Origin of the sequence: Brevundimonas sp. (assembly GCF_019636155.1) — a bacterium.
Lineage (GTDB): Bacteria > Pseudomonadota > Alphaproteobacteria > Caulobacterales > Caulobacteraceae > Brevundimonas.
Genome location: NZ_JAHBYB010000006.1, coordinates 166,054 through 187,105, shown reverse-complemented (window position 1 = coordinate 187,105; position 21,052 = coordinate 166,054). Strand labels below are relative to the sequence as shown.

Here is a 21,052-nt window from a genome sequence, read left to right as displayed (position 1 = left end):
GCGCGCTTGCAGGAGGGGAACAGGAACACAGCCATCGGCGGCCTTGAGAACTCGAAACGGAAGACGTCAGTAGGTCCAGGACAGGGTCACGCCGAAGGTGCGGGGCGGGGCGAAGCGGGCGAACCCGGTGTTGGCCGAGGGGATGATGTGGATCGGCACCTCCTCGTCGGTCAGGTTCTTGCCCCACACCGACACCTTCCAGTCGCTGGCCGGAGACGAGAAGTCCACGCTGGCGTCCCAGATCGAGCTTTCCGGCACATAGGCGGCGGCGGCGTTCTCGACGTTGTAGAAATACTCGCTGGTGTAGCGATAGCCGGCGTGCAGCCCCATCTCCAGGTTGTCGCCCAGATAGACGGTGTGGTCCAGATTGGCCCCGAGGGTGTGCTTCGGCGCCCGCGAGAACTGGTTGCCGTTGACGTTGATCGCCCCGACCATGACGTCCTCGGTGATCTCGGTGTCCAGATAGCCGTAGTTGAAGCCCAGGGTGGTGTCCTGGGTCAGGCGGAAGGTGGCTTCCACCTCCACGCCCGCGTTGACGGCCGAACCAGCATTGATCAGGGCGCTGACCGGCACCAGCTGCCCCGGCGGGGTGGTCAGGGTGAAGATCTGCAGGTCGGTGTAGTCCATGTAGAAGGCCGAGGCGTTGACCACCGCGCGGCGGTCCCACCAGGCGGTCTTGAAGCCGATTTCGTAGTTGGTGACGTATTCCGGATCGACCGGAATGTTCACCGCCGCCAGGCTGGTCGGCTGGCCGTCCCAGCCGCCGCTCTTGAAGCCGCGCGACACGGTCCCGTAGATCATGTGGTCGGTGCTGATGTGATAGCTCAGGGCCACGCGCGGGGTCAGCTCGTCCCAGGTCCGGCTGACGTCTGCGGTCCAGGGCAGGCCGGGGAAGCGGTTGCCGCTGATCACGGCGTCATAGGTCTTGCGGTCCTGGCTCCAGCGCAGGCCGACCGACAGTTCCCACTGGGGGCTGAACCGATAGCTGACGTCGGCGAAGGCGGCGTAGCTGGCGGCGGTGGAGTGCGCGTCCTGGATGTTCACCTGGTCGACGGGGTTGGCCAGGCTGAAGATGACCGTCTCTTCGACGCGGTCCACTTCTTCCTTGAAGTAGAACAGCCCGGCCACATAGCTCAGCGAACCGATGGTGTTCGACAGGCGCAGTTCCTGCGAGAACTGGCGCGAGGCCTCGTCGATGGCGTTGCTATTGCCGAACGGCGCCGAGACGGCTCCTGGCACGCGCGAGAAGCGATTGCCGCCCAGATCCAGGCTGATGTCCGACTCGGTGGCGCGATAGGCGGTGATGGAGGTCAACTGACCCCATTCCCGCGACCATTCCAGCCGCGCCGACAGGCCGCCGGTGCGATTGTCCTGGCGTCCGTCCGTGACCATGTAGTTGTGCCGCGCATCCGGTCCGGCCGCGGCGCCGAAGGCGGCGTTGCCGATGTTGATGGCGTGCCGGCTGGCCCCCGCGCCTTCGCGCTGATAGCCGTCGGCGCTGAGCAGCAACTTCAGGTCTTCGCTCAGATCGATGCTCAGAGAGCCGCGGATGGCGACGCTGCTCAGGTCGTCGATCTTGTTGCCGGTGTTCAGATTGGTGTTGTAGCCGTCATGGTGGCGGGCTGCCACGGAGATGCGCCCGGCGACCGTATCGCTCAGGGGGCCGGAGGCGACGACGCGGCCTTCCATCGTGCCGTAGTTGCCGACGGTGACGGACGCGCGGCCATACGGGGAATGGGTAGGCCGGGCGCTGATGAAGTTGATCGCCCCGCCGACGGTGTTCTTGCCATAGAGGGTGCCTTGCGGCCCGCGAAGAACCTCGACCCGATCCAGGTCGAACAGGTCGGTCGTGCCGCCGGCGGCGCGGCCCAGATAGACGTCATCGACGAAGACCGCGACCGACCGTTCCAGGGAGGCGCCGTCAAAGTCCGAGCCGATGCCGCGCACGCGAATCTGCGGGTCGGAGGCGTTGTGTTCGCTGTAGACAAGGGTCGGCACCCGGCCCTGGAAGTCCTCGACGCTCTGGACCCGGCCGCTCTCCAGGACTTCGCCCGCCAGGGCCGAGACCGACAGCGGCACATCCTGCAGCCGCTGTGACCGGCGCTGTGCGGTGACCACCACCTCATCGACGCGGATGGCCTCCGACGACGCCTGCGGATCGGCCGGGGCGGTCTGGGCGGCGACAGGCGCGGCGGCGGCGCTGAGCAGGCCGACGAGCGAGGCGGTGGCGAGATAGGGGTTGCGCATCTTTGTCCCTCCCTGGGAGGCCGCCATCCGACTTAGCGCGGATGTTCGGCAGATGTGGACGCCGCATCAAAATGCGCGACTTCCGTTACAGAAGCCATACTAAGGATCAAAAAGGACCGCTTGTAAAGCTCCCTCCAACCCACAATCGTATCTCCGGAAGTATGCCCAAATATCAACATGATAGAAGACGAGCGTTAAAGACGTACCGCTGGGGGGCGGGGGCCCTGGCGAAGATCGTGAAATATTCCTAATGAAGCATAATGGCTATCAGGCAGGTTTCGTTTTCGGCGCTTCCCGGGCTGGCGGGTTGCGAATTGGGGCGCTCGGCCTGGCGCGAGATTACCCAGGCCCAGGTCGACGATTTCGCGGCGCTGAGCGGCGACCGCCAGTGGATCCATGTGGATCGCGAACGCGCCACGCGGGAACGGGGCGGAACCATCGCGCATGGCGGCCTGATCCTCAGCCTGATGTCGGCCATGACGCGCGAAATCGTCGAATACGTCGGTGTCGGACACGGCTTCAACTACGGCTACGACCGCCTGAGGTTCGTCTCTCCGACGCCGACAGGGTCTCGCATCCGGCTTGTCGAGACCCTGGTCGCGGTCGAGGCGAAGGGCGCAGGCCTGAAACTGCGTCGCCGGTGCGTGGTTGAGATTGAAGGGGCTGAGCGTCCTGCCCTCTCATGCGATTGGCTGACAATTCTCTACCCCGGCGCTTGACACGGCCAGGCGGCGTCGCGACTATCGTTATTGAAGTAGATGGCCAAGCTTGGCCCATGGAAAGGCCTCAAATGACGAAGGTCGTCGTAGAGAACACCCTGCCTATAAAGATTTTCGAGGAGGGGAACGATTATCTCGACGGGGTTTTCGCACCTGTCGATAAGGAAATCACCGCCTGGGACATGACCGTGATCGGCGAGATACCGCGCGATCTGGACGGCTGCTACATCCGCAACGGGCACAACCCGATCCTTCCGCCCGCCAGCGGCCGCTATCACTGGTTCGACGGCGACTCGATGATTCACGCCACGACCTTCGAGAACGGCATGGCCGTGTATCGGAACCGGATGGTGCTGACGGCCGGCCTGCTGAACGAGCTGGAGGCCGGGCGCGGCCTCTATCCTGGCCTGCGCGACGGGTTCGAGGCCGAGGAGGGGCTGAAGAACAACGCCGGCACCGACGTCGTCCTGCACAACGGCGAGTTCAAGACCATGTTCTCGCGCTGCGGCCAGCCCTATCGGCTGGACGCGGACACCCTGGCCACCCTGGGGCCGGACAGTTTCGGCGGCCAATGGACCAAGGGGGTGTCGGCCCATTCCAAGGTCGATGAAAACACCGGCGAACTGATCTTCTTCAACTACAGCTTCAACAGCGCCCCCTTCATGGAATACGGCGTCGTCGGCGCGGACAACCAGCTGAAGCACGTCACCGAGATCGCCCTGCCCGGGCCGCGGTTGCCGCATGATTGCTGGATCACCGAGAACTACACCATCGTCCACGATTTCCCGCTTTACTGGGATCCCGAGCTGTTGAAGCTGCGCAAGAAGAAGCTGACCTTCAATCGCGACCTGCCCAGCCGCTATGGCGTCATTCCGCGTTATGGTTCCGGCGACCAGATCCGCTGGTTCGAAGGCGTGCCGGGCTACATGCTGCACACCGTCAACGCCTGGGAGGACGGAGACGAGATCGTCGCCTTCGGCTATCGCCAGCTGGAGCCGGTGCCGCATGTCCCGATGGACACGCCGCGGGTGAAGACGCCCAACTATTTCCTGTCCTTCACCTACACCCAGCCCCGCCTGGTGGAATACCGCTTCAACCTGCGCACCGGCGCCTGTTCCGAGCGCGAGGTCGATGACGCCTGCATGGAGATGCCGGGCATCAACAACCGCTATCTGGGGCGCAAGAACCGATTTTCGTTCAACACCCATGTGGCCGACGAGCCCTTCTTCCTGGCCAGCGGCGTCCAGAAGTTCGACTATGAGCGCATGACCGAGGTCGGCGCCTATCGCCTGCCGGCCGGGAAATTCATGGGCCAGCCGGTCTTCGCCCCCAGCGCCGACGCCAAGGCCGAGGACGACGGCTATCTGGTCGCCTATGTCTCGGATGCGAAGGAGTCCGAGGTCTATATCTGGGACGCTCGCGATGTTTCGGCCGGCCCCCTGGCCCGGGTGCAACTGCCCCAGCGCGTTCCCGGCGGGTCGCATGCCTACTGGGGCCGTGGCGAGGATATCCGCAAGGGGCGCGCCGCCAAGGCGCTGGCCGCCTGATGACCGCCTATGTCATCGACGCCATTCGCGCGCCGCGCGGCAAGGGGCGCGAGGGCGGCGGCCTGAACAGCCTGCGGCCGCTCGACATACTGGGTCAGTTGTATGGGGCCCTGGGCGATCGCACCGGCGTCGACCCCGGCGATGTCGAGGAGATCGTCCTGGGCTGCGTCACCCAGACGGGCGAGCAGGGCGGCAACATCGCCCAGACCTCGGCCCTGCACGCCGGCTGGGGCGTTCGCGGGTCGGCCTTCACGGTCAACAGCTTCTGCACCTCGGGCCTGACGGCCTGCGCCGATGTGGCCGCCAAGATCATGGCCGGGGTCGGCGACCTGTATGTCGCGGGCGGGGTCGAATGCATGTCGCGCGTGCCCATGGCCTCGGACAACGGGCCGCTGACCACCGACCGGGAGGTCATGCGAACGGCGCCCTTCATACCCAATCCGATCATAGCCGACGCCATCGCGGCGATGGAGGGTTTCACCCGCCAGGACATCGACGCCTATGCGGTCGCCTCTCATCAAAAGGCGGCCGCGGCGACGGCGCAGGGGCGTTTCGTCCGGTCCATCATCGCCATCCACGGCGCGGATGGCGCCGTGCTGCTGGATCGCGACGAGGCGATCCGGCCCGACGCCTCGACCGAAGCCATGGCCGGTTTGAAACCGCTGAACGATCCGGAACGGTCGGCCCGCTTCCTGGACCGGATGCGCCAGGATGTCCCCCACCTTGGCGATGTCGCCCATATCCACCACGCCGGCGCCGCACCGGCCATGGTGGACGGCGCGGCCCTGACCCTGCTGGCCAGCGAGGAGGGCGCGCGGCGGCTGGGCCGGGGCGTCCGGGCCCGCATACGCGCCTGGGCCAGCACGCGCGGACCGGCGGTCCTGGGCCTGACGGGGGCCATAGAGGCGGCTCAGACGGCCCTGCGGCGCGCCGGTCTGACCGCCGCCGACATCGACCTTTGGGAAGCCAATGAGGGCTTCGCCGGGGTCATGCTGAAGGTCCAGCGCGACCTGGGCATCCCGCCCGAAAAGATGAACGTCAACGGCGGCGGCATCGCCATGGGCCACGCCATGGGGGCCACCGGCGTCAACCTGCTGGGCGCGATCGTCGATGAACTGGAACGCCGCGACCAGACCCTGGGCCTGATCGCCATATCCGGCGCGGCGGGCATCGGCGGGGCCCTGATCGTGGAGCGCTGCGCCCTCTGAGGCGCCGCCCGCACCCTGGCCGAACAGAGAGCTTAGATCATGACCCATCGACTGCCCGACTACAGCGTCACCGGCGACGGAGACATCACGGTCTTCCTGCTTCACGGCGCCTTCGGAGCAAAGGACTACTGGCGCAACCAGATCGAGACCCTGGCCGGCGCCGGCTATCGCGTGGTCGCCTGGGATGCGCCCGGCTATGGCTTCAGTCCCATGCCTCAGGATTTCAGCGTCGAGGGCGCCGCCCGCGCCCTGGCCGCGCTGATCGACGCCCAGGGGACGCAGCGCAATGTCATCCTGGGCCACAGCATGGGCGGCATGATCGCCCAGCGCGCCTTCGACTATCGCACCGATCGGATCGACGGCCTGATCCTGTCGGCCACCAGCGCCGCCTTCGGCCGCTCGGACGGCGAATGGCAGCAAGCCTTCGTGCGCGAGCGGGTGGCGCCGCTGGACGCGGGCCAGACGATTCCCGAATACGCGCCGCGGATGCTGCGTTCGATGATGAAGCCGGGCGCCGACCATCCGGCCATCGACCTGCTGATCGAGGTGGTGTCTCGGATGCGCGAAGAGACCTTCCGCGCGGCGATCGAGGCCATCACCCGCTTCGACGGCCGCGACATCCTGCCGAAGATGGCGACCCGTCCTGTCATCTGCATCGCCGGCGCACACGATCTGGGCGCCGCGCCCCCCGCCGTGATGGAGAAGCTGGCCGGCAAGATCGGCGGGGAATTCGTCTGCATGCGGGACGTCGGCCATTTCGGCTGGGCCGAGGCGCCCGAGGCGTTCGACGCCATCGTCCTGGATTTCCTCGACCGTCGGATCCGCAAGGTCGGGTCACAAGCCTGACATCCCGCATGGCCCCGCCCGATGTCCATCGTCTAAGAAGGGCGTTCGGCAGGGGGAAGAGATGACGCAGGAACCGATGTCGCGGCGCAGTTCCGTGCTGGCGACGTTCGACATCATCGGCGATCACTGGATGCTGATGCTGATCGAGGCCCTGTTCGCGGGCGTGCATGGGTGGAGTGATCTGACCGAGGGGCTGGGGGTCTCGCCCTCGACCCTGAGCAAGCGCCTGGGCCAGCTGATCGAGGCCGGCTGTGTCGAGAAAAGCCCTGGCGGCGGACGTGGCGGGGGCTATCAGTTGACGGCGAAGGGCATCGGCCTGTTCCCGATCTTCGCGGCCGGCGACGAATGGCGGCTGGTGTGGGACAACCCCGATCATACGCGCCAGCCCCTGTGGATCCACAAATGCGGCCAGCCGCTGCGGTCGCGGTCGGTGTGCGGCAACTGCGACGAGGACGTGGTCCTGTCCAACGTCAGCTATATCCCCGGTCCGGGCGAGGGGTTCGAGCCGGCGGCGCCCGCCCGCCGTTTCCGCAACTCGCGCGCCGGGGCCGAGATCGCCCAGGAGGGGGAGGGGCGTCAGTCCCTGTTCCTGCAGGTGATGGGCGACCGTCGGGCGGCCCAGGTTCTGGCCGCCTTCTTCCTGGGTTGCCGGCGCTTCGACGAGATTGAGGCCCATACGGGGCTGCATCCCGCCATCCTCTCGGACCGGCTGCGCAAATTCCAGCTTCTGGGCCTGGCCTACACCCAGCTCTATCAAGAGCGACCGGACCGCTATCGCTACAGTCCTTCGGCTTCGGCGCGGGCCATCTTTCCGGTCACGGCCCAGCTGATGCACTGGGGCGACCGCTATATCTACGGCTCGGGTCGTGAGCCGCTGATCCTGACGCACCGGACCTGCGGGCGCCGGCTGCAGTCGGTCGTCCGCTGCCGCCACTGCAGCCAGCCGGTCCAGTACGCCGACGTGACGCCCGCCCGGATGCCCTGGAGTTGAGCCGGGTTAGTTCTGTAGCGGGATGCTGTGGGAAATCGTGATCCAAGGTTGATGGCGCCCGATAGATCGTAGTAGCTTCGATAGGAATAGTTATCGGAGGGGCGGCGCATGTGGGTGGCGATCATCGTGGCGGGGGCCTTGGCGGTGCTATGGCTGGCCGCCATCCCGGCCGATTTCCGGGCCAGGCGATGGCACCACGTCCATATCGCCCTGCTGGTCGCCGTGGTGGCCCTCTACGCCGCGCTGAAACAGGGCGCCATCGATCTGCCGGCCCTGACCGGCGCGGTTCAACTGTTCGTCGAATGCGGAGGCGTTCTGCTGGTCCTGGCCCTTCTGGCCTGGGGCGTCGGCACGATCTGCCGCAACCACAGCTATATGGACATCGCCTATCCCCTGATGAGCCTGGGGGTCGCCGCCTACGGCCTGTTCCGGTCCGGTTCGGGGTTCAGCCTGCATGCCCTGCTGCTGTTCGCCCTGGTGGCCGTCTGGGCTCTGCGGCTGGTCTCCCATGCCGTGCGCACCAACTTGAAGGTGGAGCAGGAACCCTATGCCAGCCTGCGCCGCCGATACGGCGACCGCTGGTTCGTCTGGAGCTTCTTCGCCGTCTATGCCCTGCAGGGCGCCATCGTCTGGTTCTGGACCGCCGCCCTGGTCTTCGCCATGGCCGCGCCGGGCGGCGCCCTGACCTGGCTCTCGGCCGTGGGGGCCGTCGTGTGGCTGGTCGGCTTCGCCTTCCAGGCCGTCGGCGACTGGCAGCTGAAACAGTTCAAGAAGGATCCGGCCAATCGCGGCAAGCTGATGCAGGCCGGTCTGTGGAGCCGCACGCGCCATCCCAACTATTTCGGGGAATCGGTCATGTGGGCCGCCCACTACGCCTTCGCCCTGGCCCATCCGTGGGGCTGGGTCACCCTGTTCAGCCCGGCCTATGTCTACTGGTTCATGGGCTATGGATCGGCCGCGCCGGGCAATGAGCGCCACATGCGCAAGACCCGGCCCGACTATGACGACTACGCCCGGCGGGTGCCGCGCATGTTCCCGCGCCTGTTCGCGCCCCCGGGGGCGTCCCGATGATCGACCTTTCCGGACGGGTCGCCATCGTCACCGGCGCGGGCAATGGGCTGGGGCGCGCCTACGCCCTGGACCTGGCGCGGCGCGGCGCGGCCGTGGTGGTCAACAATCGCCGCCATCCCGGCCAGCCGGACGCCGACACCTCGGCCTGGCGAACGGCCGAGGCGATCCGCCAGGCGGGCGGCCGGGCCATCGAGAACTACGGCTCGGTCGAGGCGCCGGGGTCCGGTCAGGGCATGGTGGAGGCGGCGCTGGAAACGTTCGGCCGGCTGGACATCGTGGTGGCCAACGCCGCCTCGCCCCAGGCCAGCGGCTTCTCGCGCACCAGCCTGGAAGATTTCCGCGCCATTTTCGACGTCGGCTTCCTGGGCACGCTGAACCTGCTGCATGCGGCCTGGCCGGTGTTCCGGCAGGCGGGATACGGCCGCATCATCACCACCACGTCCAGCGCCGGCCGCTATGGCCAGCACGGCCTGGCGGCCTATGGGGCGTCCAAGGCCGCGGTGGAGACCCTGACCCGAACCCTGGCCGCCGAAGGGGCGCGTCACGGCGTACGGGCCAACAGCGTGTCGCCCTACGCCGCCTCCCAGATGACGGCCGACCACATGCGCCCCGATGTCGCCGCCCTGTTCCGGCCCGAGAAGGTGGCGCCCCTGATCGCCTGGCTGGCCAGCGAGGCCTGCGATCTGAACGGCCAGGTCATCGTCGCCGGCGGCGGCCGTTTCCGCCGCGCCTTCTGCGTCGAGACCGAAAGCCGCCCGGCCACGGAGGAAGACCTGCCGGCCGTCCTGAGCGGCCTCGCCGACGCCCCCGGCCGGGCCTTCGACAACTCCAACCAGGCCTTCGACACCCTGCTGGTCGAGGCGGGCCTGCCGCCGCGCTAGGGGCGGGGCCAAACCTTCGGGCGCGGCGACGACCGCCGGAGACTGCGGACGCCCGTGAGGGTCACGCCGGTCGCGCCCTTGGCGACCCCGTGATCGTGCGGGACGGGCACATGACGCCCCAGCCATCGTGTCGCACTTGCTATTGCGAGACAATCGCAATACAGCCACGCCACCTACTCACAGGGGCGATCCATGGCTGCCTTCCGATACTCTTTCCGCACCGTCCTGATGGCGGGGGCCTGCCTGATGGCGACCCCGGCCCTGGCGCAGCAGGCGCCGGCCCAGGACGAGGCCAGCCGGCTGGACGACATCGTCGTCACCGCCTCCACCCGCGCCCAGACCGTTGAGCGTGCGCCGGCCTCCATCTCGGTGGTGACGTCCGAACAGCTAGAGAACCGGGCCTATGTCGATCTGTTCGACGCCGTGCGGGATGTGGAGGGCGTATCCGTCAGCGGCGGCTCGAACTTCCAGGACATCCTGATCCGGGGTCTGCCGGGCGCCTACACCCTGACCCTGGTGGACGGTCGTCGTCAGTCGACGCGCGAGGCGCGCGTCAACGGCAACGGCGGTCTGGAACAGAGCTTCATGCCCCCGGTCGGTGCCATCGAGCGGATCGAGGTCGTGCGCGGCCCGATGTCGTCGCTGTACGGCTCGGACGCCCTGGGCGGAGTGATCAACATCATCACGAAGAAGGTCCCCCTGCGTTGGGGCGGCTTGATCGGCGCCGACTATGTCAGCCAGGAGAACGGCGATAGCGGCGACTGGTCTCAGGGTCAGTTCTACCTCGGCGGCCCGATCGTGTCGGAGACCCTGGGCCTGCAATTCTGGGGCCGCACTTTCCAGCGCGACGAGGACGACATCTACAACGGACCTTCGAGCACGGGCTCGATGGGGTCGGACGAATACAATCTGACCGGCCGCCTGTCCTGGACGCCGAACGCCGATCACGAAATCATGCTGACGGCCGACACTGCCCGCATCGAACGCTCCTCGTCGGCGGGTCTGACCGTCGCCCCGACCGGCCGCAGCGTCCGCAACGACCACAGCCGAGACAGCGTCTCCCTGGCCTGGAACGGCAACTGGAACTGGGGGACCAGCGCCCTTTCGGTCATGCGCGAGGAAGCCCAGCGCGAGACCTGGACTGCTGACACCACCGGAACGCTGGTTCTGGGTCTGCGCGCGCCCGAGATCACCAACACCGTCTATGACGCCCTGTTCAACGTCCCGCTGGAGGGCACGGCCCTGGGCGACCACAACCTGGTCTTCGGGGGCCAGTTCCTCGACAGCAGCCTGGTCGACGTCAATCCGGGCGACCGCACCAATGTCGCCAAGACCTTCGGGGTCTGGCAGCGCGCCCTGTTCGCGGAGGACGAGATCAGCCTGACCGACGACCTGGCCCTGACGCTGGGCCTGCGCTGGGACGACCACGAACGCTACGGCAACCACTGGAGCCCGCGCGCCTATCTGGTCTGGAGCGCCAGCGACGCCCTGACCCTCAAGGGCGGGGTCTCGACCGGCTTCAAGGCGCCGGAACTGCGCGCCGTGGCAGAGGGCTACGCCTACGAGACCGGCGGCGCCAACTGCAACTATGGCGCGGGTCTGTGCGGCGTCATCATCGGCGACCCGAACCTGAAGCCCGAGACCAGCACCAACTATGAGATCAACGTCCTGTGGCGTCCCTCGCCGACCCTGTCGCTGAACGCCACCGTGTTCCGCACCGACTTCACCGACAAGATCGATTCCGATCGGGCTTGCGGTCCCGACGTCAACAATAACGGCGTCTGCGACGTGCCGGGCGAAGTCCTGCGCTGGTCGGTCGATCCTCTGTATCAGCTCTATTATTGGTACAACGTCAGCGACGCCCGTATCCAGGGGGTGGAGTTGGGCGGCGCCTGGGACGCCACCGAGACGCTGAGGCTGAAGGCCAACTACACCTTTACCGATTCCGAGCAGCGCGGCGGTCTTTATGCCGGTCAGCCCCTGGGCCGGACTCCGCGCCACATGGCCAATGCCCGCGTCGACTACGCCCTGACCGAGACCCTGGGTCTGTGGGGCTCGGTCACCTATCGCGGAGAGGAGATCAACGCCGGTCTGCGCGTCGGCACGAACGGCCAGCCGGTGCTGGAGGGCCCGCGTCAGGTGGGCCGACGCTATCCCGACTACACCCTGGTCGATATCGGGGCGAACTGGCGGGTGCGCCAGAACGTCAGTCTGAAGGCCGGCGTCTATAACCTGACGGACAAGGTCCTGGACGTCGCCACCTACGACCAGCAGGGCGACGGCCGTCGCTTCTGGGTCGGCGCGAACCTGGAGTTCTAAGGGTGAACGTCCGGAGACGCAGCCTGCTGGGTTTCGGCGGTGCAGGCCTGACCCTGCTCGTCGTCGGCTGCGGCGAACGGGCCGCGCCCGAGGGCACGGGCGCCCTGACCGACGTGCGAGGCCGCGTTCTGAGCATTGCCGCCCCGGTGGGCAAGCTGTCGATCGACGACGGTCGCTATCTGATCGGCCTGGCCCTGATCCATCCCGATCCGGTCAGCGTCCTGGCCGCCTGGTCGGGCGACGTGAACCGGATCAGCCCCGAAATCTACACCGCCTTCGTGCAGAAATTCCCTGCCCTGGCCACCCTGCCCAAGACGCCCAGTTCCGCCGCCGACTTCGATGTCGAGGCGGTGCTGGCGGCGGGCCCTCAGGTGGCGGTGGTGTCCCTGGGCTCGGGGCCGACCGACGCCCAGGTGTCGCAGCTGGAAGCCGCGGGGGTGAAGGTCGCCTTCATCGACTTCTTCACCCATCCGTTCCAGAATCAGGCCCGCAGCCTGGAACTGCTGGGCCGCCTGACCGGCCGCGAGAGCCAGGCCCAGGCCTATAACGCCTTCCGCGCCGAGCGGCTGAAGCGGATTTCCGACCGGGTCGCCGACATTCCGCAGGACCGCCGCCCGACCGTCTTCCTGGAGGCTCACGCCGGCAACGGTCCGGACTGCTGCAACTCTCCGGGCCGGGGCAATGTCGGCGACTACATCGCCTTCGTCGGCGGCCGGAACATCGGGGCGGACGTGCTGACCGCCGCCTCGGGCAAGCTGAACCTGGAATATGTCATCGACCGCGATCCGGACGTCTATATCGCCACCGGCGGTCCCCATCTGGAAAAGGCCGGGGGCTTCGTGGTCGGGCCGCAGTTCACGACCGAACAGGCGCGCGCCTCGCTGCGCCGGGTCGCCGCCCGCCGTGGCATCGCCCATCTCAGCGCGGTGCGCGACGGCCGCACCCATGGCCTGTCGCACCAGCTGATCAATTCGCCCATCGACATCGTGGCGACCGAAGTCCTGGCCCGCTGGATTCATCCCGACCTGTTCGGCGACATCGATCCGCGCGCCACCCTGAACGAGATCAACACCCGATTCCTCGCCGTCCCCTATCGCGGCGACTACTGGGTTGACCTGGCCGGACCGGCCGGCGCGACCGCTTCCCAAGGAGCCTGAGCATGAACCGCATCTTCCTCCCCGCCGCCGCCACCCTGATGCTGGTCGCCTCGGCCGCCCAGGCCGAACCGACCGTGGAACGGTCGGTCAAGGTCGCGCCGGGCGGCGTCTATGAGATCGTCTTCAATCCGGCCGACAACGACATCTATGTCGCCGCCGTCGGTCCGCGCGGCGAGACGGCCGCCCGCGTCGCTCGTCTGGACGGCGCCACCCTGGCGGCCGAGGAGGGCGTGGATGTCTCGGACGACCCCCTGTACGGCCTGGGCCTGAACAGCCGCACCCAGATGCTGTACGGCACCGCCACCCGCTCCGGCTCGGTCGGGGTGGTCAACCTGGCGACCGGCCAGGTTGTCGCCCACGTCAAGGACGGGGACAACGACAGCGCCCACGTCCGCGAGGCGGTGGTCGATGAGCAGCGCAACAAGATCTACGTCACCATCGTCGGCGGAGAGGCTGGCGACACCAGCCGCCAGAATGAGGTCTGGGTCATCGACGGGGCGACCAACATCCTGGAGCGCAAGATCGCCGTCCCGGTCGGCGGCCTGACCGGCGCCGCGCTGGACACGGCGGGCAACCGGCTGTTCGTCACCGGCATGTCGTCCAACGACGTCGCCGTGATCGACCTGTCGACCGACCAGGTGACCGGCCGCTTCCCGACCGGCAGCGAGCGTCCGACCAATGTCGCCTATGACGCCGAGGGCGGCCGCCTGTTCGTCGCCAGCCAGGGCTCTGGCGACCTGACCGTGCTGAACGCCGCCGACGGCGCGGTGGTGCAGAAGGTGCCGACCGGCGAAGGCGCCCTGAGCGTGGCCTTCAACCCGGCGGTGAACCAGGTCTATGTGGCCAACCGCCAGGCGGGCACGGTCACGGTCGTGGATGGCGCCGACTATGCGGTCCTGGCCAATCTGCAGACCGGCACCTTCCCCCAGACCATCGCCATCGATCGGGCCACCAACCGGGTCTATGTGACCAACAAGGCCCGCGGCCTGCCGCGTAACGCCCCGGCCGGCACGCCGACGCCGGAAGATCCGGCCGGCGACACCGTCACCGTCATCCTGCCCTGAGGCAGGCCCCAGGTCGTTCCTGATCCTCCTCCCCACAGGAACGCGCCGAACGGCCCGGCGCCGCAAGGCGACCGGGCCGTTCCTGTTTCAGAGAGACGCCGTCATGAGCATCGCCCGCGCCCAGGTCCCCACCACCCACGCCGCCCGTTATCTGCAGCAGCTGTGCAAGCACTGGGGCCACAAATTCCGGGTCGTCTTCAACGCCGCCGAAGGCCATATCGACTTCGGCGACGGCCGCGCCTGCGGGCTCAAGGCGACCGACGCCATCCTGGATGTCAGGGCCATCGGCGCGGACGAGGCCCTGCCCCAGCTTCAGGACATCATCGAGCGGCATATCCAGCGTTTCGCCCACCGCGAGGGCGAACTGGTCTTCGCCTGGGGCCCGATGGAGGGCTGAGGCGTCACAGCACGTCGTCGACGATGACCTGCAAAGACCCCTGGGCGCAGGGTTCGACCCGCGCCCGCACCTGATAGACCTGGGCCAGGATCGCCGGGGTGATGGCCTGGACCGGCGTTCCGTCGGCCGCGACGGCGCCGTCCGACAGCACCACGACCCGGTCCGAGGCGCGGGCCGCGGCGTGCAGGTCGTGCAGCACCATGATCACGATCATCCCGCGCTCACGCGCCAGTTCGCGCACGGCCTTCAGAACCTGAAGCTGGTGTCTCAGGTCCAGGGCGCTGGTGGGTTCGTCCAGCAGCAGGACCCGCGGTCCCCGCACCAGGGCCTGGGCCAGTGAGACCAGCTGCTTCTGTCCGCCCGACAGCTGGTCCAGCCGACGCATCGCCAGCGCGGCTAGGTCCAGCCGCTCCAGCACCGCCAGGGCCCGGTCGGCGTCATCGCCGGCGTCGGCGTCCTGGACCGGTGAGGCCCGCAGAGCGCTGACCAGGGTCTCCAGCACCGTCAGGGCCACCCCCTGGGGCAGGGTCTGGGGCATATAGGTGACCCACCGCGCCCGCTCGGCCAGGGACAGGTCGGTCAGTTCGCGCGGCCCCAGGGTCACCGACCCGCGCGCGGGCAACAGGCTGGCCAGGGCGCGCAGCAGGGTGCTCTTGCCCGCCGCATTGGGCCCGATCAGGGACACGACCTGGCCGGGAACGGCCTCCTCCAGCGAAAGGTCGCGCAGCACCAGCCGCCCCTGATAACCGGCCGACAGGCCGGTGACCCTCAGACCCTCGCTCATGACCGGGCGCCGTTGCGGAAGATCAGCAGCAGGAAGACCGGCACCCCGACCACCGCCGTGACCACCCCGATGGGCAGGGTCTGGCCCGGCGCCAGGGCCTTGGAGGCGGCCGAGGACAGCGACAGGATCAGCGAGCCCGTCAGCAGGCTGGCCGGCAGCAGGAAGCGATGATCCTCGCCCAGCAGCAGCCGGGCGATGTGCGGCCCGACCAGGCCGATGAAGCCGATGGTCCCGACGAAGGCCACCGAAACCCCCGCCAGTATGCTGACCCGCAGGAGGGAGGCGAAGCGCAGCCGCGCCACGTCCACCCCGAAACTGCGCGCCCGGTCCTCGCCCAGACGCAGGGCCGTCAGGCCGCGCGACGCGGCCAGTGAGAAGGGCGTGACCAGGGCCAGGGTCAGGGCCGCCACCCCGACATTGGCCCAGGTGGCGCGCGACAGGGACCCCATGCTCCAGAACACCAGCTGCTGCAGGGCTTCCTGCGAGGCCACGAACTGGGTCAGGGCCACCAGGGCGTTGAAGGCGAAGACCAGGGCGATGCCGAACAGCACCACCGTCTCGACCCCCGCGCCCCGCGCCCGCGCCATGGCCTGAAGCAGCAGCACCGAGCCGAAGGCGAACAGGAAGGCGTTCAGCGGGATCAGCCAGTCGCGCGCCACGAACGGCAGTCCGGCGCCGAAGACGATGGCCAGGGCCGCCCCGAACGAGGCCGCCGACGACACCCCCAGGGTGAAGGGACTGGCCAGGGCGTTGTTCAGGGTCGTCTGCATCTCGGCCCCCGCCAGGGCCAGGGCCGCCCCGACCACTACCGCCATGACCGCATAGGGCAGGCGCACCTGCCAGACGATGGCGGCCTGGGGCGCGGTCAGGCTGGACGGATCGAACAGACCCCCAAGGACCTGCCCGGCCGTCATGGCCGAGGGCCCCGTGACCAGGTCCAGCACGAAGGCGCCGACACAAAGCAGGGCCAGGCCGGCCACGATCAGGATCCGGCGGCCGGTCAGGCGTCGATAGGCGCTCAGGACATCGGGATCGGAGGCGGCGGGCAGGGCGGACAATCGGAACTCGCGCGTTTTTGAGAACTCATCGCAATACACGAGCCGTCCCGGCGCTGCTACGCTGCATCATGGCCCTGTCGTCGCATGAAACGCCCTGGACGCCCTTCCGCCTGCCGCGCGCGCGTCGATGCGTCCTGAAGGGCGGGAATGGCCATGACTATGACCTCGCCCTGTCGATCCCCGACCAGCCGCCGCCCCCGGGGGGCTATCCCCTGATGGTGGTGCTGGATGGCCCGGCCCTGTTCGCCACGGCGGCCGAGACAGAGCGGCGGCTGAGCCTGCGGCCAGAGGTCACCGGCGTGACGCCCACGGTGGTTCTCGGGGTCGGCCCGGCGGACGTGGACCTTTATGACATGGCCCAACGCCATCGGGACTTCACCCCCGGCCCGCCTGTGTCCGACGGTGATCAGGGGCCGCATAAGACGGGCGGGGGCGGCGACTTCCTGAAGGTCCTGGCCGATCAGGTCCTGCCCCTGGCCGCTGCCGCCGCGCCTGTCGATCCCGCACGCCGGCTGCTGCTGGGCCATTCGCTGGCGGGCTATTTCACCCTGCTGACCCTGGCCGAGCGGCCCGGCCTGTTCGCCGCCCATGCGGCCCTGAGCCCGTCGATCTGGTGGGACCCCGGCCGGCTGGAACACGGCCTGTCGGCGCTGAAGCCGGGCGCGGCGCGGGTGCTGCTGGCGGTCGGGCAAAAGGAGCAGGTCGAGGCGACGGACGATCCCCGCCGCGCCGCCCGCCGCATGGTCGATGCGACCCGGGACCTGCACCGGACCCTCGGCGCCGTTCTGGGCCCTGACGCGGTGCGCCTGGCGGTGCTGGAAGACGAGGATCACGCCTCGGTCGTCGCCGGCGGCCTCACCCGCGCCCTGCGTCTGCTGGGGTTTCGTCCGAATGCTGGCGAGGGGGGCCTTCGGAAGCCGACCTAATCCACCCGCGTCCAGCCGCCGGCCGAGGCGTTGCGGGCCTGATCGTTGGCGGGGCGGGCGATCAGGCCGGACTGGGTCAGCCAGACCTCATACCGGGCGCCGTCGGCCATCGGCATATAGGCGGCGCCGCCGTAGAGGGTGTCCACCGGATCGACCCAGCGGCGATATTTGCGCGCCGCGTCCCAGACGTCGATCCGCCAGGGCAGGGGGCCGACCTCTTCGACCGGACGCAGGGAATGGACGCTGCGGGTCGCATTGATCTCCTGCTCGATGGACTGGTAGCGGCCCGACAGCCGGTCCAGCCGATACTGGGAATCCAGCCCCAGGACATTGGCCCAGGGCTTCCATTTCAGGACCTGGGCCTCGATCCGCCATTCGTCGCCGTGCAGCGGATAGACGGCGGTGGTCGCGGGGCGCGCCTCGCCCATGGCGGGCTGGATCACCGTGGCCTCGAAATACTGGGGCCCCAGCTGCTTCACCTGCAGGGTGGCCACCGGCCTTTCATAGGTCAGGCGGCCATAGGTCTGGAGATTCAGCCCGGCCAGGGCCGCCACGGCGCCGGCGAAGACCGCCGCCCCGCCCAGGGCCGAGCCGAACAGGCCGCCCAGGATGCGACCCCGGAACAGCCCCGTCAGGCCGGACAGCAGGACCACAAGTCCCAAGCCGCCCACGACCGCGGGAAGGAGCCACCACCACCAGACCATCTCGACCTCCACCTGCCCTGACGCCGCACCTCAAGCGGCCAGCCTAACGCAAGATATGGATAATGCGGAGTTTGTTCTCCTGTTGCGTGTTGGCGGGGCGTCTCGATACGCGTAAAGCTGGACACGATGAGGGGCGCGATCCGCGATCATTGGCAGGGCGCCATGCGCTTCCTGCGCACACCGACGCTGAGCCGATCAGTGGTCGGCCTGCTGTCGATCGCCATCGTCCTGTTGCTGGTCATCAACGCCGCGACCTTCGTGATGATCCGCCGCACGGTGGAGTTCAACAGCCGCGTTGAACAACTGCAGCAGTCGCGCCGCGCCGCCAGGAACGTCCTGGTGTCCGTCCTCAACGCCGAGACCAGCCAGCGGGGATTTCTGCTGGCGGCCCAGCCTCAGTATCTGGCGCCCTTCAATGAGGCCCGGGCCGTTCTGCCGGAACAGTTGGAGCGGCTGCACAGTCTGATGGACGTCGAGCCCGACATGGCGGTGCGCGCCGCCCTTGTCGACCAGTTGGCCGAAGACAAGATGGCCGAACTGGAACGCAGCCTGGCTCTGGCGTCCGCGGGCCGCATCGGCGAGGCCATGCAACTGGTCCGGTCCGGCGAGGGCAAGCGGGCCATGGATCGACTGCGGTCGGAGGTGCAGGCGATCGATGAAATCCAGGAGACCCGTCTTCAGTTCGCGCGTCGCCGTTCGGAATGGGCCTCGACCGTGACCGTGGTCGTCAACTCGGCCGCCGGGATACTGATCCTAGTGCTGGCGGGCATCTCCGGCTGGATGGTCCGCCGCTATGTTCTTGAGATTCAAGCCGGCCGGGACGCTCTGGATCGTGCGAACCAGGGGCTGGAAGACAAGGTGCGCGACCGCACCGCCGCCCTGACCCGCGCCAATGAGGAAATCCAGCGCTTCGCCTATATCGTCAGCCACGACCTGCGCGCGCCCCTGGTGAACGTGATGGGCTACACCTCCGAGCTGGATCAGGTGGGCAAGGTGCTGGAACGGCAGGTCCAGACCATCGAAACCAAGTCGCCCAAACTGCTGGACGCCGAGGCGGTCACCGCCGTCCGCGAAGACGTGCCCGAAGCCATCGGCTTCATCCGCGCCTCGACGGCCAAGATGGACCGGCTGATCAACGCCATCCTCAAACTCTCGCGCGAAGGCCGCCGAAACCTGGCGCCCGAACCGCTTGAGATGACCGACCTCGTCCAGGCCATCGCCGACAGCGTGCGCCATCAGACCGACGCCGCCGACGCCGCCATCACCGTGGAGCGCCTGCCCTGGTTTGAAAGTGATCGTCTGTCGGTCGAGCAGATCTTCGGCAATCTGATCGACAATGCGGTCAAGTATCTGGACCCGGACCGGCCGGGTCGGATCGTGGCGTCCGGGCGGGACACGGGTGACGGCCGGGTCGAATTCCGCCTGTCGGACAACGGTCGTGGCATCGCGCCCAAGGATCATGAGCGGGTGTTCGAACTGTTCCGCCGTTCAGGCCGTCAGGATCGACCGGGCGAAGGCCTGGGCCTGGCTTTCGTCCGCAATAGCGTAAGGCGCCTTGGCGGAGACATTGAAATCGAGTCCGAACTCGGTCAAGGCTCTACTTTCGTGATGAAATTTCCCAAACGCCTGATCGCCCACGAGGCGGGAGACCGACTATGAGCACCGCCGTCAAGATCATCATGGTCGAGGATGACCACGGTCACGCCAAGCTGATCGAGAAGAACATCCGCCGCGCCAACATCGCCAACGAGATCCGGCATTTCGACGATGGCGGCTCGGCCCTGGACTATCTGTTCAGCGAGGAGATCCTGGCCAACGGGCCGCTGCTGATCCTGCTGGACCTGAACCTGCCGGACATGTCGGGCACGGACATCCTGGAGAAGGTGAAGTCCGATGATCGCCTGAAGCGCGCGCCGGTGGTGGTCCTGACCACCACGGACGACAAGGTCGAGATTCAGCGCTGCTATGACCTGGGCTGCAACGTCTACATCACCAAGCCCGTGGACTATGAATCCTTCGCCGACGCCATTCGCCAACTGGGCCTGTTCCTGTCGGTGATGCAGGCGCCGGATATCGACTGAGATCGGAAGCGGGCTTGAACGACACTCCCATCCGGCTGCTCTACATCGATGACGACCGGGCGCTGTCGCGCCTGGTTGAAAAGGAATTGTGCCGCCACGGCTATGACGTGACCTGCGCGCCGAACGGCGACGAGGGCCTGGACCTCCTGCGTCACGGCGATTTCGACATCTGCGCCCTGGACCATTACATGCCCGGCCGCGAGGGCCTGGAGGTCCTGCCCGAAATCCTGAGCCTGCCAGAGCCGCCTGCGGTGGTCTATGTGACGGGGGCCCAGGAGGGGCGGATCGCCGTGGCGGCCCTGCGCGCCGGAGCCGCCGACTATGTGATCAAGGACGTGTCCGAGGATTTCACCTCCCTGCTCCGATCGGCCCTGGAGGACGCCCTCCTGCGGCGCCGGCTGGAGCGCGCCAATGCAGAAGCGCAGGAGCAGGTGCGGCTGGCGCGCGACCGGGCCGAGGCCATGCTGCGCGAGGTCAATCACCGGGTGGGCAATTCGCTGCAGCTGGTGTCCAGCTTCATGTCGCTGCAGCTGCGCCAGCTGGGCGACGAAGGCGCGCGCTCGGCCCTGCGCGAGGCCCAGGCCCGGATCGAGGCGGTGGCCCATGTGCACCGTCGCCTCTACACCTCGGGCGACATGGCCCGGGTGGCGATGGACGAGTATCTGGCCGGACTGATCGACGAACTGGGCAAGTCCGTGGGCCCGGACGGCAAGGGCCCCAGCATCGCCCTGAACGCCCAGCCGCTGTCGGTGTCGACCGATCAGGCGGTTTCCCTGGGTGTCGTGGTCACCGAACTGGTCACGAACGCCGTGAAATACGCCTATGGCCCCAGCCAGCGCGGGGAGATTCGCGTGATCCTGGAGGCGGACGGAGACCATCGCGCCCTGCTGACGGTCGAGGACGACGGCCCCGGCCTCGGCGACGGAACGCCCAAGGGCACCGGCCTGGGCGGCAAGATCATCGCCGCCATGGCCAGCGGCCTGCGCTCGGCGGTGGAGTTCGACCCGGCGCACCGGGGGGTCCGCGCGCGCCTGGCGTTCGATCTCTGAGAC

The 21,052-nt window shown here is 68.0% G+C and carries 19 protein-coding genes; 15 read left to right on the top strand and 4 right to left on the bottom strand.

Going from position 1 to position 21,052, the window contains the following annotated elements; translation table 11 throughout:
• Positions 1–66: 66 nt before the first annotated feature.
• Positions 67–2,247 carry a TonB-dependent receptor gene (locus KF910_RS09030; protein ID WP_292260849.1) on the bottom strand — a complete coding sequence of 727 codons (2,181 nt, stop codon included), beginning with the start codon at positions 2,245–2,247 and terminating at the stop codon, positions 67–69.
• A 260-nt stretch (positions 2,248–2,507) separates the two neighbouring features.
• Between KF910_RS09030 and KF910_RS09025 the strand changes: the two genes are divergently transcribed.
• The 11 genes from KF910_RS09025 to KF910_RS08975 all read left to right on the top strand — a co-directional run bounded on the left by KF910_RS09025 (position 2,508) and on the right by KF910_RS08975 (position 14,447).
• Positions 2,508–2,966, top strand: a complete 459-nt coding sequence (locus KF910_RS09025) for a MaoC family dehydratase (RefSeq protein WP_292260847.1) — start codon at positions 2,508–2,510, stop codon at positions 2,964–2,966.
• A gap of 71 nt (positions 2,967–3,037) precedes the next feature.
• Positions 3,038–4,513, top strand: coding sequence for a carotenoid oxygenase family protein (locus KF910_RS09020; RefSeq protein ID WP_292260844.1), 1,476 nt, complete (start codon positions 3,038–3,040; stop codon positions 4,511–4,513).
• Positions 4,513–5,721: an acetyl-CoA C-acyltransferase gene (locus KF910_RS09015; protein WP_292260840.1), complete on the top strand. Its 1,209-nt coding sequence runs from the start codon at positions 4,513–4,515 to the stop codon at positions 5,719–5,721. Before KF910_RS09020 ends, KF910_RS09015 begins: the two co-directional genes overlap by 1 nt.
• Before the next feature lie 39 nt (positions 5,722–5,760).
• Positions 5,761–6,567, top strand: a complete 807-nt coding sequence (locus KF910_RS09010) for an alpha/beta fold hydrolase (RefSeq protein WP_292260837.1) — start codon at positions 5,761–5,763, stop codon at positions 6,565–6,567.
• 61 nt (positions 6,568–6,628) lie between these two features.
• A complete protein-coding gene (locus KF910_RS09005; protein ID WP_292260834.1) occupies positions 6,629–7,558 on the top strand; it encodes a winged helix-turn-helix transcriptional regulator in 930 nt (309 codons plus the stop codon).
• A 108-nt stretch (positions 7,559–7,666) separates the two neighbouring features.
• Complete coding sequence (locus KF910_RS09000; RefSeq protein WP_292260832.1) at positions 7,667–8,629, top strand: DUF1295 domain-containing protein; 963 nt, start codon at positions 7,667–7,669, stop codon at positions 8,627–8,629.
• Complete coding sequence (locus KF910_RS08995) at positions 8,626–9,510, top strand: SDR family NAD(P)-dependent oxidoreductase (RefSeq protein WP_292260829.1); 885 nt, start codon at positions 8,626–8,628, stop codon at positions 9,508–9,510. Before KF910_RS09000 ends, KF910_RS08995 begins: the two co-directional genes overlap by 4 nt.
• Positions 9,511–9,702: 192 nt before the next feature.
• The gene (locus KF910_RS08990) at positions 9,703–11,829 is read left to right on the top strand and encodes a TonB-dependent receptor domain-containing protein (RefSeq protein ID WP_292260826.1); all 2,127 of its coding nucleotides are present in this window, start codon (positions 9,703–9,705) and stop codon (positions 11,827–11,829) included.
• Between the two features lie 2 nt (positions 11,830–11,831).
• Entirely contained in the window at positions 11,832–12,986 is a 1,155-nt protein-coding gene (locus KF910_RS08985; protein WP_292260823.1) for an ABC transporter substrate-binding protein, read from the top strand.
• Between the two features lie 2 nt (positions 12,987–12,988).
• A complete protein-coding gene (locus KF910_RS08980; RefSeq protein ID WP_292260821.1) occupies positions 12,989–14,050 on the top strand; it encodes a YncE family protein in 1,062 nt (353 codons plus the stop codon).
• A 103-nt stretch (positions 14,051–14,153) separates the two neighbouring features.
• Positions 14,154–14,447: a DUF2218 domain-containing protein gene (locus KF910_RS08975; RefSeq protein WP_292260818.1), complete on the top strand. Its 294-nt coding sequence runs from the start codon at positions 14,154–14,156 to the stop codon at positions 14,445–14,447.
• Between the two features lie 4 nt (positions 14,448–14,451).
• On the opposite strand, the gene KF910_RS08970 is transcribed toward KF910_RS08975, so the two are convergent.
• Both KF910_RS08970 and KF910_RS08965 read right to left on the bottom strand, forming a co-directional pair.
• On the bottom strand, positions 14,452–15,231 hold the full coding sequence (locus tag KF910_RS08970; protein WP_292260814.1) for an ABC transporter ATP-binding protein: 780 nt from the start codon (positions 15,229–15,231) through the stop codon (positions 14,452–14,454).
• The gene (locus KF910_RS08965) at positions 15,228–16,289 is read right to left on the bottom strand and encodes a FecCD family ABC transporter permease (RefSeq protein ID WP_292260811.1); all 1,062 of its coding nucleotides are present in this window, start codon (positions 16,287–16,289) and stop codon (positions 15,228–15,230) included. Before KF910_RS08965 ends, KF910_RS08970 begins: the two co-directional genes overlap by 4 nt.
• Positions 16,290–16,357: 68 nt before the next feature.
• Here KF910_RS08965 and KF910_RS08960 point away from each other — a divergent pair, with 68 nt between their 5' ends.
• A complete protein-coding gene (locus KF910_RS08960; RefSeq protein ID WP_292260808.1) occupies positions 16,358–17,215 on the top strand; it encodes an alpha/beta hydrolase in 858 nt (285 codons plus the stop codon).
• Here KF910_RS08960 and KF910_RS08955 read toward each other — a convergent pair.
• Positions 17,212–17,931: a hypothetical protein gene (locus KF910_RS08955; RefSeq protein ID WP_292260805.1), complete on the bottom strand. Its 720-nt coding sequence runs from the start codon at positions 17,929–17,931 to the stop codon at positions 17,212–17,214. The genes KF910_RS08960 and KF910_RS08955 overlap by 4 nt on opposite strands.
• A gap of 114 nt (positions 17,932–18,045) precedes the next feature.
• Between KF910_RS08955 and KF910_RS08950 the strand changes: the two genes are divergently transcribed.
• Genes KF910_RS08950 through KF910_RS08940 form a run of 3 tightly spaced genes read left to right on the top strand, consistent with a single transcriptional unit; the run spans position 18,046 to position 21,049 of the window.
• Entirely contained in the window at positions 18,046–19,578 is a 1,533-nt protein-coding gene (locus tag KF910_RS08950; RefSeq protein WP_292260802.1) for a sensor histidine kinase, read from the top strand.
• The gene (locus tag KF910_RS08945) at positions 19,575–20,000 is read left to right on the top strand and encodes a response regulator (RefSeq protein ID WP_292260799.1); all 426 of its coding nucleotides are present in this window, start codon (positions 19,575–19,577) and stop codon (positions 19,998–20,000) included. Before KF910_RS08950 ends, KF910_RS08945 begins: the two co-directional genes overlap by 4 nt.
• Before the next feature lie 14 nt (positions 20,001–20,014).
• A complete protein-coding gene (locus KF910_RS08940; RefSeq protein WP_292260796.1) occupies positions 20,015–21,049 on the top strand; it encodes a sensor histidine kinase in 1,035 nt (344 codons plus the stop codon).
• Positions 21,050–21,052 lie beyond the last annotated feature (3 nt).

What these genes read in the sequence shown, in the direction of transcription:
- KF910_RS09000 (WP_292260832.1), top strand. Translation starts at nt 7,667, where the DNA reads ATGTGGGTGGCGATCATCGTGGCGGGGGCCTTGGCGGTGCTATGGCTG.
- KF910_RS09030 (WP_292260849.1), bottom strand. Translation starts at nt 2,247, where the DNA reads ATGCGCAACCCCTATCTCGCCACCGCCTCGCTCGTCGGCCTGCTCAGC.
- KF910_RS09015 (WP_292260840.1), top strand. Translation starts at nt 4,513, where the DNA reads ATGACCGCCTATGTCATCGACGCCATTCGCGCGCCGCGCGGCAAGGGG.
- KF910_RS08970 (WP_292260814.1), bottom strand. Translation starts at nt 15,231, where the DNA reads ATGAGCGAGGGTCTGAGGGTCACCGGCCTGTCGGCCGGTTATCAGGGG.
- KF910_RS08995 (WP_292260829.1), top strand. Translation starts at nt 8,626, where the DNA reads ATGATCGACCTTTCCGGACGGGTCGCCATCGTCACCGGCGCGGGCAAT.
- KF910_RS09020 (WP_292260844.1), top strand. Translation starts at nt 3,038, where the DNA reads ATGACGAAGGTCGTCGTAGAGAACACCCTGCCTATAAAGATTTTCGAG.
- KF910_RS08975 (WP_292260818.1), top strand. Translation starts at nt 14,154, where the DNA reads ATGAGCATCGCCCGCGCCCAGGTCCCCACCACCCACGCCGCCCGTTAT.
- KF910_RS08950 (WP_292260802.1), top strand. Translation starts at nt 18,046, where the DNA reads ATGAGGGGCGCGATCCGCGATCATTGGCAGGGCGCCATGCGCTTCCTG.
- KF910_RS09010 (WP_292260837.1), top strand. Translation starts at nt 5,761, where the DNA reads ATGACCCATCGACTGCCCGACTACAGCGTCACCGGCGACGGAGACATC.
- KF910_RS08960 (WP_292260808.1), top strand. Translation starts at nt 16,358, where the DNA reads ATGGCCCTGTCGTCGCATGAAACGCCCTGGACGCCCTTCCGCCTGCCG.
- KF910_RS08990 (WP_292260826.1), top strand. Translation starts at nt 9,703, where the DNA reads ATGGCTGCCTTCCGATACTCTTTCCGCACCGTCCTGATGGCGGGGGCC.
- KF910_RS09025 (WP_292260847.1), top strand. Translation starts at nt 2,508, where the DNA reads ATGGCTATCAGGCAGGTTTCGTTTTCGGCGCTTCCCGGGCTGGCGGGT.
- KF910_RS09005 (WP_292260834.1), top strand. Translation starts at nt 6,629, where the DNA reads ATGACGCAGGAACCGATGTCGCGGCGCAGTTCCGTGCTGGCGACGTTC.
- KF910_RS08980 (WP_292260821.1), top strand. Translation starts at nt 12,989, where the DNA reads ATGAACCGCATCTTCCTCCCCGCCGCCGCCACCCTGATGCTGGTCGCC.
- KF910_RS08945 (WP_292260799.1), top strand. Translation starts at nt 19,575, where the DNA reads ATGAGCACCGCCGTCAAGATCATCATGGTCGAGGATGACCACGGTCAC.